We start from the raw sequence: 13,140 nt of genomic DNA on the forward strand, positions 1-13,140 counted from the left end.
ATTCTTACGGGTTCTGGGTCCATTCTTTTGTACAAGGGCCCATTCTTTCGCCGTCAGGGCCCATTCTTTTGTACAAGGGTCCATTAATTCCTCAAAGTTCTCGTTCACATACGTGGAGTTCTCGTTGATCGACGAAGAGTTCTCATTCACGCGCTCTGAGTTCTCATTCATCACTGGAGAGTTCTCATTCACGCGCTAGGATTTCTCGTTAATCAATGGAGAGTTCAAATTCTCGCCTTAAAAGTTCTCATTCATCGCCAAGTTCCATTCTTCGACCCCTTAAACTCGATTTATTTCCGCGAGGTTTGAAACCTTTTCGAGGGACATACGATAAATAATGTATACCTGCCCAAGTGTTTCAGATGTGATGACGGTTGGGTATTGCAAATATATCGAATGGAGTGTGAAAAGATGAAAAAAATATTAGGACCCATCGCTATTATTGTGGTCATTCTAGTCATCCTTGGCGTCATGTTGGTGCCGAGCTACAACAAATTTGTCAATCTGGAAGAGAACGTAGATCAATCATATGCGCAAGTGGAGAATCAGCTGCAGCGCCGGCTTGATTTGATTCCAAACTTGGTAAGCACCGTAAAAGGATATGCGAGTCATGAGAAAGAAGTGATCGCTGAAATATCCGATGCACGTGCGAAACTTGCAGGAGCAAGAGGGCCGGAGGAGCAGGCGACCGCTGATACGGAGCTTTCGAACGCGCTTGGCAGATTGCTCGTCGTTGTGGAAAATTACCCCGATTTGAAAGCGAATCAGAACTTCACGCAATTGATGGATGAGCTTGCCGGAACGGAAAACCGAATTGGCGTTGCAAGGATGGACTATAACAACGTCGTGGCGGATTACAATCGACAGACCAAGCGTTTCCCAGGCAGACTCGTCGCTTCAATCTTCGGATTCCACGAGAAGGAATATTTCAAAGCAGACGCAGCTGCGAATGAAGCACCTAAAGTCGATTTCGGAGATGACAGCAAGTGATCCGTAAGACATTCCGATGCATGATTGCTGTATGCCTTAGCATTATGATCATGCCGGCATTGGCGTTGGCAGCTGACGTCCCGCCATGGAATGCAACGGATTATTATATACAAGATCATGCAAATATCCTGTCGCCGGAACAGAAAGCCGAGCTGAATCAGTTAGGCGGACAGTTGAATAAAGCGACAGGGGCTGAGCTTGCGGTTCTCACCTTACCGAGCATCGGGGATGACCCGGTAGAAATGTACGCGTTAAAAGCACTGCGGGAGTATAAACTTGGTAAAAAAGGCGAGGACAATGGGGCATTGCTCGTCGTGACGACGATTCCGAATTCAGACGATGACAGACACTTTGAATTAAGCGTAGGATACGGACTCGAAGGCGCGTTGCCAGACGGGAAAGTCGGCCGGATTATGGATGAAGTTGCCGTGCCATATTTGAAAAATGAACAACCCGATATGGCGATCATGAACGCATACAAGTCTTATTACAATGAAATTGCTAAGGAATACGGTTGGAATGGGGAATTTGCAGAAGTGAATACGCTCGCTGACCAAGGCGGTTCAGGCATCGGCATCCCTTCCCCGATTATCATTTTCATCATCATTTATTTTCTGTTCCGTTTCATGGGCGGCGGCCGCGGTGGTGGCGGTCCAGGTGGACGTAGAAGAGGCAGAAGCGGTCCGATCTTTTTCCCTGGCTCCTTTGGAGGCGGTGGAGGTTTCGGTGGTGGCGGCTTCGGCGGAGGCGGCTTCTCCGGTGGCGGCGGTTCCGGAGGCGGAGGCGGCGCTGGACGGAGTTGGTGAACACAAAAGCGCAGGGCGCACGCTTAGCAGCGACAGGCATAAGACAGCTCTGCGAAACGACGCTTTTTGCCGTGCAGTAGAGCTGGCTTATGACCCGAGCCAATCGAACAGCGAAGGGTTCGACTTGCCGTATTTCTGCGGTTTTTGCAGAAATTAAGGCAGCCTTCTAGCGCCCGGAGTCTAGACGACATGAAAACGGCGTTCCGCATAACTTTTTGCGGAACGCCGTTTTTCATTTATACTAAAAGAAAACCCCACACGAGGTGTTCCACATGCACATTCAATTTTACACAAAAAAAGGCTGTCATTTATGTGACGAGGCGGAAGCGATGATGAAGCTCGTGCAAGAGGATTATCCGTTGACGTGGTCGACGATCGATATTGAAACGGACGATGAGAGCCATGAAAAATATATGTTGATGATTCCTGTCGTTGAGAAAGATGGCGAAGTTCTTTTATGCGGCTCGATCGGCTATATCGACTTGATCGATTTATTCGAAAATGAATGAAGAAGTTTGAATTTATTGGCGGAGAGGTATATACTAATAATAAGATTTATATTTTTTTACACTAGGTGGGACAAATAATTTATAGGTGGGCAGAAAATGTCCTATATCGAAAGAGGGGCTTGTCCATGATCCCGAAAATTATAGAGGCACAGCGAAAGCTTGTGCCAGAAATGATGGAGTTATTACATCAGCGGTACAAAGTTTTGAAGTTCATCGAAGTCGCGGGTCCGATCGGAAGACGACCGCTTGGCCAGATGGCGGATATTTCGGAACGTGAATGCCGGAATCTGATGGAGATTTTGCGGAATGAAGGATTGATCCGCGTTGCGAAAGAAGGCGCCACGATTACGAATGAAGGGGCAGCCGTCCTCGATACGCTCGGGTCGACAATTGAAGAATGGACCGGACACGGATTGGTTGAAAGGAAATTGGGAGAGTTGTTAGGGATTCATTGCGTGCAAATCGTTCCCGGCGACTGTGATGAAAACCCTGCCGTGAAAAGTCTGATTGGGAAAGAAGCTGCAGAGGAATTCATGAGTCGGATCGGCGATGGCCATCTTATTGCCGTCACAGGCGGGAGCTCGGTAGCGGCAATTCCGCAGCACATCCATTCAATCGAAAATGCGGGTCGTTTGCACTTCATTGCCGCAAGGGGCGGTGTCGGCGACGATATCGGATTGCAGGCGAACGTCATCGCCGCTTCTTTCGCAGAAGCGAGCGGGGGGACGTACAGCACGTTTTATTACCCTGAATCGCTTAGCGCCGAGGCGCATGAAGTGTTCAAACGTGAGCCTACGGCGATTCAAATGATGGAGCAGTATGAACAGACGGATTGCGTCCTCCATGGAATCGGCGACGCACTCCGGATGGCGGAAATCCGAAACACGCCTGAAACTGAATGTCTCCATATCCAAGAGCAAGGCGCGAAAGGCGAAGCATTTGGATACTATTTTGACGACAACGGCAATGTCGTCCATCGGATCCGAACGGTCGGCATCCAGACGGAACAGTTGCAGAAAGTGCCGCTCATCATCGCCGTTGCAGGCGGGAAGAGTAAAGCTGAAGCAATCATGTCCTATATGGCAAGCGCCCCCCGACAAACGATTCTTATTACCGACGAGGGAGCGGCTCGTGACATTTTAGCGAAAATTGAAGGTTAACTTGCTTGTGAATGTAAATACTTGAATTGAATCATAGGAGGTAATGGAAATGACGATTAAAATGGCAATCAACGGATTTGGACGTATCGGAAGAGTTGTGATGAGGGAAGCAAGGAAGCATGATGAAATCGAAATCGTGGCAGTAAACGATTTGACGGATGCACAAATGCTTGCGCATCTACTGAAATACGATTCCGTTCACGGAATTTTTGACGCTGAAGTCAGTTCAGAGGAAGACTATCTCATCGTCGATGGGAAGAAGATTAAAGTGTACGCTGAAAAGGATCCTTCCCAATTGCCTTGGGGCGAATTGGATGTCGATGTCGTCATCGAATCGACAGGCGTATTCCGGGATGAAAAAGCACTCATGAAGCATATCGAAGCGGGTGCGAAAAAAGTAATCTTGTCTGCTCCTGCAAAAGGGGATTTGAAAACACTCGTTATGGGTGTGAATGAAGAATCGTACGATCCGGAAAATGACAAGATCGTTTCCAATGCATCCTGTACGACGAACTGCCTTGCGCCTGTCGTCAAAGTGTTGCAAGACAAATTCGGCATTAAGCGCGGGATGATGACAACTGTCCATTCATACACGAATGACCAACGGATCTTGGATCTGCCGCATTCCGACTACCGACGCGCACGTGCAGCTGCTGAGTCGATGATCCCTACAACGACAGGTGCGGCTTCGGCAGTGACGAAAGTTATCCCTGAATTGAAAGGGAAATTGGATGGGATGGCAGTTCGTGTACCGACGCCGAACGTGTCACTTGTTGACTTCGTGGCTGATCTTGAAACAGAAGTGACAGTGGAAGATGTGAACGCCGCTTTGAAAAAGGCTTCTGAAAATGAATTGAAGGGCATCCTCTTCTATAATGAGATCCCGCTCGTATCGACGGATTACAACGGAAACACTGCGTCCTCAACTGTTGACGGGCTATCGACGATGGTATTGGACAACAATATGGTGAAAGTCATCTCTTGGTATGATAATGAAACAGGCTATTCCGCCCGCTGTATCGATTTGGCCCTATTCATGAACAAAAAAGGCATCTAAGCTATAAATTATAGCTAATCCAATGGCAACCCATTATAATGTATAGTTGGGTAGGAGGAACGGAGAGACCCGTTCCTCCATTTTATATTCCTCGCCGTTTTTGGCGCTCAACTTTCTTGGAAGGGTGCGGTTAACATGATAGCCAAACAAACAATCAAAGATATTGACCTGAACGGGAAACGCGTTTTTTGCCGTGTCGATTTCAATGTACCGATGGAAAACGGTGAAGTGGCGGATGATACGAGGATTCGCGCTGCTGTTCCGACGATTTCATTCATGGCGGAACAAGGGGCGAAAGTGATTCTCGCCAGTCATCTCGGCAGGCCAAAAGGTGAAGTGAATGAGGAAATGCGACTCACTGCAGCCGGGAAAAGATTATCGGAGCTCCTTGGGAAAGACGTGAAAAAGCTTGATTCTTCCATTGGGGAAGAAGTTGAACAAGCGGTTGCCGACATGCAGGCTGGCGACATCATCCTTCTGGAAAACGTCAGATTCCACGCCGGGGAAGAGAAGAACGATCCGGAGCTGGCGAAAAAGTTCGCGGATCTCGCAGATGTCTTCGTCAACGATGCATTCGGTGCAGCCCACCGTGCACACGCTTCCACAGCAGGAATCGCACAGTACATTCCGGCAGTGAGCGGATTTTTGCTTGAGAAGGAATTGGAAGTCCTCGGGAAGGCGTTGTCTAACCCGGAGCGGCCGTTCACAGCGATTATCGGCGGCGCGAAGGTAAAGGATAAGATTGGCGTCATCGACAATCTGTTGGACAATGTGGACCATTTATTGATTGGCGGGGGCCTTTCCTATACGTTCACCAGAGCGGAAGGGTATGAAACAGGCAACTCCTTAGTCGAAGAAGACAAAATCGAGCTTGCGCAATCATTCATTCAAAAAGCGAAAGAGAAGAACGTCAAACTCCATTTGCCGATTGATGCGGTAGTGGCAGATGCGTTCTCTGAAGATGCAAATGTGAAAACAGTGAAGATCGATGAAATCCCGGACGGGTGGATGGGACTCGACATCGGACCGGAAACGGCTGAACTGTATGCGGACGTCATCAAGAATTCCAAACTCATCATCTGGAATGGACCGATGGGAGTATTCGAAATGGAACCGTTCGCTGCAGGCACGAAAAAGATCGCGCATGCGATGGCTGAAACGGAAGCGTATACAGTGATCGGCGGAGGAGATTCCGCTGCGGCAGTCGAAAAATTCGACGTTGCGGACAAAATGGATCATGTATCAACAGGCGGCGGTGCGTCATTGGAATTCATGGAAGGGAAAGAATTGCCTGGCGTGACTGCGCTGAATGATAAGTGATGGAGGAATAAAAATGCGAAAACGTATCATTGCAGGAAACTGGAAAATGTATAAGACGATAGGTGAAGCAAAGAGCTTTGTAACAGAAGTGAAAGACCGCTTACCGGAGACGGACAATGTCGACGCGGTCATTTGTCCACCTTCTCTTTATCTGTCTGAGCTTGTAAAATTGACGGAAGGCACGCCATTGGAAATTGGAGCGCAAACGATGCATGACGTCGACGAAGGGGCATTCACGGGGGAAGTGAGCCCGAAAATGCTTGCGGATCTGAACGTGCCATACGTCATCCTCGGCCATTCCGAACGACGCCAGTATTTCAATGAAACGGATGAAGCGGTGAACCGCAAAACGTTGGCGGCGTTTTCAAAAGGATTGACGCCAATCGTCTGTGTCGGAGAAAGTCTTGAAGAACGTGAAGCCGGGAAAACTGTCGAGACAGTTGCAGGCCAAGTGATAAAAGCGTTCGAAGGTGTCAATGCTGAGCAAGCGAAAGAAGCGATCATCGCCTACGAGCCTATCTGGGCAATCGGAACAGGCAAAACGGCGACTGCACAAGACGCGAATGAAGTGTGCGGGGAAATCCGTGCAGAAATCGGCAAGCTATACGATGACGAGACAGCATCAGCGATCCGCATCCAATATGGAGGCAGCGTGAAACCAGGCAATATTGGCGAGTTGCTGTCGATGGAGCATATCGATGGGGCACTTGTCGGAGGAGCGAGCCTTGAGCCGGAATCATTCCTTGAAATGATCGGGGTTGCAGCGAATGAGTAAAGCGCCTGTCGCATTGATCATCCTCGATGGCTTCGGGCTGCGGGAGGAGCGGTTCGGCAATGCAGTCGCACAAGCGAAGACGCCGAACTTCGATATTTTGTGGAATGAATATCCGCATTCGACACTAACCGCTTGCGGTGAAGCTGTCGGCCTTCCAGAAGGACAGATGGGGAATTCCGAAGTCGGCCATCTGAATATCGGCGCCGGCCGGATCGTCTATCAAAGCCTGACACGAATCAATAAGTCCATCAAGGACGGAGACTTCATGACGAATCCGGCGCTGCTCGGGGCGATTGAACACGTCAAACAGCAAGATTCTTCCCTTCATCTGATGGGGCTGCTTTCGGATGGCGGCGTACATAGCCATTATGAGCATTTATTCGCCCTCCTTCGCCTCGCCAAAATGAATGGAGTTTCAAAAGTGTTTGTCCATGCATTCCTTGATGGAAGGGATGTCGGGCCACAGACGGCTCCCGGTTATATCGAGCAGACCGAAAAGGTGATGGAAGGGCTGGAAGTCGGTAAAATCGCGACGGTGTCCGGACGTTTCTACGCGATGGACCGCGATAAAAGATGGGAGCGTGTCGAGCGCGCATACCGGACAATCGTTGACGGTACGGGTGCAACATACAAAAACGCGACGGAAGGCGTCCTGTCTTCGTATGAGAAAGGCGTCCATGATGAGTTCGTGGAACCGTTCATCATCGAGGAGGAAGGCAAGCCGGTCGCAACGGTGAAAGACGGAGATGCAGTCGTCTTCTTCAATTTCCGTCCTGACCGCGCGATTCAACTGTCGAAGGCATTTACGGATCCGGCGTTTGACGGCTTCCATACCGGACCTGAGACGTTCGAAAACTTGAAGTTCGTCACATTCACACACTATAGTGATGAAGTTAGGGCGGATGTTGTTTTCGGAAATGAAAATCTGGAGAACACACTCGGTGAAGTGATTTCGAAAAACGGTCTCCGGCAACTGCGGATTGCCGAAACGGAGAAATATCCGCATGTTACGTTCTTCATGAGTGGCGGCAAGGAAGACGAATTCGAAGGCGAAAAGAGGATCTTGATTGCGAGTCCGAAAGTCGCGACATATGACTTGAAGCCGGAAATGAGTGCCGTCGAAGTGACGGAGGCATTATTGAAAGAGATCGAGGACGAAACACAGGACGCGATCATCCTTAACTTCGCGAACCCTGACATGGTTGGTCATAGCGGGATGCTTGAGCCGACGATCAAAGCGATCGAGACAGTCGATGCATGCCTTGGAAGGATCATCGACGCCCTCCTGCTGAAAGGCGGAACGGCGATCGTCACGGCGGATCACGGGAATTCCGACGAGGTCGTGACGATGGAAGGAAAGCCGATGACCGCGCATACGACGAATCCTGTACCGGTCATCATTACTAAGCCTGAGGTCGAATTGCGGGAAGGCGGCATCCTATCGGATCTTGCCCCAACGATGTTGAAGCTTCTAGAAATTGAACAGCCGGCAGAAATGTCCGGAACACCATTATTCTAATTAAGGGAGAGATTGAAATGCCAATCATTACTCATATCCAAGCTAGAGAAGTTCTTGATTCACGCGGAAACCCGACTGTTGAAGTCGAAGTGTTCACAGAAAGCGGTGCGTTCGGCCGCGCCATCGTTCCTTCAGGCGCTTCCACAGGTGAATATGAAGCGGTCGAGCTGCGCGATGGCGACGCATCCCGCTACCTTGGAAAAGGAGTATTGAAAGCGGTCGATCACGTCAATGAAATCATTGCGGATGAACTCGTGGACAATTATTCAGTTCTTGATCAAGTCGTTGTCGACAATGCGCTGATTGAACTGGATGGCACGAAAAACAAAGGCAAGCTCGGCGCAAACGCGATCCTTGGTGTTTCAATGGCTGTCGCACACGCTGCAGCGGATTATTTGGACCTTCCGCTTTACCAATACCTTGGCGGCGTCAACGCGAAGCAACTGCCAGTTCCGATGATGAACATTTTGAACGGTGGAGAGCACGCGGATAACAACGTCGATATCCAGGAATTCATGGTCATGCCGGTTGGTGCGGAATCATTCCGTCACGGTCTTCGCATGGGAACTGAGATCTTCCATAGCCTGAAAGACGTTTTGAAATCGAAAGGCCTTAACACAGCGGTTGGTGATGAAGGCGGATTCGCACCGAACTTGGCATCCAATGAAGAAGCTCTTTCTACAATTATGGAAGCAATCGAAAAAGCAGGATACAAACCGGGCGAAGAAGTATTGCTCGCAATGGATGTCGCTTCTTCCGAGTTCTACGACAGCGAAGCGAAGACATACCGTTTGGCGGGTGAAGGAATTACGAAGACATCCGAGGAAATGGTCGCTTGGTATGAAGAGCTTTGCTCGAAATATCCGATCGTCTCCATCGAAGACGGTCTCGACGAAAACGACTGGGCGGGTCATAAGCTATTGACGGAGCGCCTCGGAGCTAAAGTCCAATTGGTCGGCGACGATCTATTCGTCACGAACACAGAAAAATTGGAGCGCGGCATTGAAGAAGGCGTCGGCAACTCGATCCTTATCAAAGTGAACCAAATCGGTACGTTGACTGAAACATTCGACGCGATCGAAATGGCGAAACGCGCGGGCTATACAGCCGTCATCTCCCACCGTTCCGGAGAATCCGAAGATACGACAATCGCAGACATCGCAGTTGCGACAAATGCGGGTCAAATCAAGACTGGTGCCCCTTCACGTACGGACCGCGTCGCGAAATACAACCAATTGCTCCGCATCGAGGACCAATTGGATGAAACAGCAGTGTACCTAGGTGCAAAATCGTTCTATAACATTAAAAAATGATGAACTGAACCAGCCGGCTCAGGTCGGCTGGTTGGTTTTAAGTGGGGAACTTGGAAGCTTGAGCGCAGAACTATAACACGCATAACCGCATTCTTCCCGAAACTTGTTGTAACAGTGAAAAATGTTTGATAGAATATAAATGTTGAGATGCTCTATGCAGGAGGTGGAACAAAGTGCATGCTTTGTTAATGACGTTGCTATTAATCGTATCATTGGCGTTGATTGTGGTTGTATTGTTGCAATCCGGAAAAAGTGCAGGTCTGTCAGGAGCCATCTCCGGTGGTGCTGAACAACTTTTTGGTAAACAGAAAGCACGTGGGTTGGACTTAGTGCTTCAAAGAGTGACAATTGTACTTTCAATTTTATTTTTCATTTTGGCAATCGCCATCGTGAAAGTTTAATCGGAATTATATAATCGCATAACTGACAAACGCCTGGCCACCCGTATGGTCGGGCGTTTTTTTCACCATGAAAAGGGAAAGATACTATACATAAGGTTATTTTTATTTAATTGTACATATTGAAAGGGTGAAGGATATGAGAATTGCACAGCCGAAGCCATTCTTTTTTGAGAGTGGCAAACGGGCCGTACTGCTGCTCCACGGCTTCACAGGCACATCCGCGGACGTCCGCATGCTCGGCCGTTTTCTGGAAAAGAATGGGTACACATCACTGGCACCGCATTATAAAGGACATGGCGTACCGCCTGAACAACTGATCGAAACTGGACCAGACGAATGGTGGGAAGACGTCATCTCCGGTTACAATCAATTGAAGGAAGCCGGATACGAAGAAATCGCAGTTGGCGGATTATCACTAGGCGGCGTATTTTCATTGAAATTAGGGGTTAAAATGCCAGTGAAGGGTATTGTAACTATGTGCTCGCCGATGGTCATGAAAACACCCGACAAATTATATGAAGGCGTATTGAAATATGCTTCGGATTATAAACGATATGAAGGAAAAACGGCAGCTGAAATCGAAGAGGAAGTCGGTGCATTGCGCGGCAAAACGATGCCGTCGCTCGCCGAATTGAAGCCGCTTGTCGATGATGTCAAAGATCAGCTTCCTGATATCGATGCACCGCTACTCGTCATCCAATCACGGAATGACGACGTGATCGATCCGGATTCCGCGAATATCATCTACGAAAATGCCTCTTCTGAGGAGAAGCAGATTGAGTGGTACGAGAAATCCGGCCATGTCATTACACTCGGTCCGGAAAAAGAACAGCTGCATGAACAAGTATATCAATTTCTTGAATCACTCGACTGGAACGTGTGAAAATGGAATCAGTTGACGATAGTGAAGAATGGAGGGATGGTAATTGGATTTTATTGATGAAGAATTAAAAACAAGGCTATTGAATTTCATGAAAGAGGAATCGTATAAACCATTGACGGTTCAGGAAATCCAGGAGTCATTAGGAATTGAAGGGGCTGCAGAGTTCAAGGAACTCGTTAAAATGCTCGTGCAGCTTGAACAAACAGGTGAAATTGTCCGCTCCCGTACGAATCGCTACGGCGTTCCGGAGCGCATGAACCTGGTAAGAGGAAAATTCATCGGACATGCCAAAGGGTTCGGGTTTGTCGCACCTGAAACGGAAGGGATGGATGATATCTTCATTCCGCCGCATGAAGTGAACGGGGCGATGAACGGGGATATCGTACTCGTACGAGTTTCTAAAGGAGACTTCGGCGACAGACGCGAAGGCGCAATCATCCGGATTGCTGAACGGAAAACGACGAAGGTTGTCGGCACGTATCAGGATAATCGAGGCTTCGGCTTCGTCATCCCGGACGATAAGAAGCTCCCGATGGATATTTTCATCGGAAAAGGGAATTCGCTCGACGCCGTCGATGGACATAAAGTCGTCGTGGAAATCACGGATTGGCCGAGCGAGCTGAAATCGGCCACGGGTATGGTCGTACAGATTCTCGGGCATAAGAACGACCCGGGTGTCGACATACTTTCAATCATCCATAAGCACGGCATTGAAGTCGAGTTCCCACCTGAAGTGATGGAGCAAGCCAATAAAACGCCGGATGAAGTGCAGGAGAAGGATCTGTTCAAACGAACCGACCTGAGAGAGGACCTTGTCATTACAATTGACGGGGCAGATGCGAAGGACTTGGATGACGCCATTTCGCTTGTGAAGAATGAGGATGGGACCTATACATTATCCGTCCATATCGCCGATGTCAGTTATTATGTGCAGGAGAACACGCCGCTAGATGACGAAGCATATGATCGGGCGACGAGCGTCTATTTGACGGACCGAGTCATCCCGATGCTTCCACATAAGCTGTCGAACGGCATCTGTTCTTTGAATCCTCACGTGGATCGTCTGACGATGTCATGTCGTATGACAATTGACCGGAACGGTAAAGTAGTCCACCATGAAATATTTGAAAGCGTCATCCAATCGAAGGAGCGGATGACGTATACAGACGTCTATAAAATCATTGAATTAAAAGACGAAGAGCTCATGAAAAAATACGAGCATATCGTTCCGATGCTGAATGATATGGCGGAGCTCGCTTCCATCTTGAGACAAAAACGTATCGACCGCGGAGCCATTGACTTTGATTTCAAGGAATCAAAAGTGATTGTCGATGAAAATGGATGGCCGATTGATATCGTGCTACGCGAACGTACTGCGGCGGAACGCCTCATTGAGGAATTCATGCTCGCTGCGAACGAAACGGTTGCAGAACACTTCCACTGGATGCAAGTGCCGTTCCTCTACAGGATCCACGAGGACCCGAAAGCGGAAAAGCTTCAACGGTTCTTTGAGTTTCTGACAAACTTCGGAATCGTCGTGAAGGGTACAGGGAATAAAGTGCATCCTCGTGCATTGCAGGAAATTGTCGAGTCGATCGAAGGCATGCCGGAAGAGACAGTCATTTCAACAATGCTTCTCCGCTCGATGCAACAGGCGAAGTACTTCGAGGAAAGCCTCGGCCACTTCGGATTATCAGCCGATTTCTACACGCATTTCACGTCGCCGATCAGACGTTATCCGGACTTGATCGTCCACAGGCTGATCCGTACGTATTTGATCAATAAGGACGTATCGTCCGAGACGATCGCGCATTGGAACGCCAACATGTCTGAAATCGCGCAGCACACGTCAGAGCGTGAACGCCGTGCAGTCGACGCAGAACGCGATACAGACGCATTGAAGAAGGCACAGTACATGCTTGATAAGATCGGCGAGGAATTCGACGGCGTCATTTCGTCTGTGACAAACTTCGGTATGTTCGTGGAACTGGAGAATACCGTTGAAGGACTTGTCCATGTCAGCTATATGACAGATGATTATTACCGCTTCGACGACCGTCAAATGATGATGATCGGTGAGCATACCGGCAAACAGTTCAGAATCGGTGATGAAGTGACAATCCGTGTCGTTTCCGTCAAACCTGAGGAATCGGCGATCGACTTTGAAATTGCTGGCATGAAGCAGTCATTCCACCGCGCGCGGAAAGAGACGCCGAAAGTCATCCATGCGAAGAAGCCATCAAGTGGCGGAGGTCGAAGCGACCGAGGCGGCCGTGGTGATTCTAGCAAGCCTAAAGGCGAGAAGAAAAAAGGTGCACCAAGCCAGAAAAAGAAGTTCTATGAAGGTGTAGCGAAAAAGAAGAAGAAACAGGCTCCAAGAAAGAGAAAATAAACGTGGCGGCATCCA

The 13,140-nt window shown here is 49.0% G+C and carries 12 protein-coding genes; all 12 read left to right on the top strand.

The features are described from left to right. Nucleotides 1–411: 411 nt before the first annotated feature. The 12 genes from ACFPTP_RS04255 (at nt 412) to rnr (ending at nt 13,125) form a co-directional block, all read left to right on the top strand. Nucleotides 412–990 carry a LemA family protein gene (locus ACFPTP_RS04255; protein ID WP_381442496.1) on the top strand — a complete coding sequence of 193 codons (579 nt, stop codon included), beginning with the start codon at nt 412–414 and terminating at the stop codon, nt 988–990. Beyond that, entirely contained in the window at nt 987–1,796 is an 810-nt protein-coding gene (locus tag ACFPTP_RS04260; RefSeq protein ID WP_381442498.1) for a TPM domain-containing protein, read from the top strand. Before ACFPTP_RS04255 ends, ACFPTP_RS04260 begins: the two co-directional genes overlap by 4 nt. A gap of 272 nt (nt 1,797–2,068) precedes the next feature. Further along, nucleotides 2,069–2,305 (top strand): glutaredoxin family protein, encoded by a 237-nt coding sequence (locus tag ACFPTP_RS04265; RefSeq protein ID WP_381442499.1) that lies wholly within the window; start codon nt 2,069–2,071, stop codon nt 2,303–2,305. A 125-nt stretch (nt 2,306–2,430) separates the two neighbouring features. Continuing rightward, nucleotides 2,431–3,465 carry a sugar-binding transcriptional regulator gene (locus tag ACFPTP_RS04270; protein ID WP_381442500.1) on the top strand — a complete coding sequence of 345 codons (1,035 nt, stop codon included), beginning with the start codon at nt 2,431–2,433 and terminating at the stop codon, nt 3,463–3,465. Between the two features lie 49 nt (nt 3,466–3,514). Continuing rightward, nucleotides 3,515–4,522, top strand: a complete 1,008-nt coding sequence (gap, locus tag ACFPTP_RS04275) for a type I glyceraldehyde-3-phosphate dehydrogenase (protein WP_381442503.1) — start codon at nt 3,515–3,517, stop codon at nt 4,520–4,522. A 135-nt stretch (nt 4,523–4,657) separates the two neighbouring features. Continuing rightward, nucleotides 4,658–5,842, top strand: a complete 1,185-nt coding sequence (locus tag ACFPTP_RS04280) for a phosphoglycerate kinase (RefSeq protein WP_381442506.1) — start codon at nt 4,658–4,660, stop codon at nt 5,840–5,842. 13 nt (nt 5,843–5,855) lie between these two features. After that, entirely contained in the window at nt 5,856–6,617 is a 762-nt protein-coding gene (tpiA, locus tag ACFPTP_RS04285) for a triose-phosphate isomerase (RefSeq protein ID WP_381442507.1), read from the top strand. Beyond that, nucleotides 6,610–8,136, top strand: coding sequence for a 2,3-bisphosphoglycerate-independent phosphoglycerate mutase (gene gpmI, locus ACFPTP_RS04290; protein WP_381442510.1), 1,527 nt, complete (start codon nt 6,610–6,612; stop codon nt 8,134–8,136). Before tpiA ends, gpmI begins: the two co-directional genes overlap by 8 nt. Before the next feature lie 17 nt (nt 8,137–8,153). Beyond that, nucleotides 8,154–9,449 carry a phosphopyruvate hydratase gene (gene eno / locus ACFPTP_RS04295; RefSeq protein WP_381442512.1) on the top strand — a complete coding sequence of 432 codons (1,296 nt, stop codon included), beginning with the start codon at nt 8,154–8,156 and terminating at the stop codon, nt 9,447–9,449. Between the two features lie 173 nt (nt 9,450–9,622). After that, nucleotides 9,623–9,850: a preprotein translocase subunit SecG gene (gene secG / locus ACFPTP_RS04300; RefSeq protein WP_251629144.1), complete on the top strand. Its 228-nt coding sequence runs from the start codon at nt 9,623–9,625 to the stop codon at nt 9,848–9,850. A 136-nt stretch (nt 9,851–9,986) separates the two neighbouring features. Beyond that, entirely contained in the window at nt 9,987–10,733 is a 747-nt protein-coding gene (locus ACFPTP_RS04305; RefSeq protein ID WP_381442515.1) for an alpha/beta hydrolase, read from the top strand. 52 nt (nt 10,734–10,785) lie between these two features. After that, on the top strand, nt 10,786–13,125 hold the full coding sequence (gene rnr / locus ACFPTP_RS04310; protein WP_381442724.1) for a ribonuclease R: 2,340 nt from the start codon (nt 10,786–10,788) through the stop codon (nt 13,123–13,125). Nucleotides 13,126–13,140 lie beyond the last annotated feature (15 nt).

This window comes from Sporosarcina koreensis, from assembly GCF_042655825.1.
GTDB lineage: Bacteria > Bacillota > Bacilli > Bacillales_A > Planococcaceae > Sporosarcina > Sporosarcina koreensis.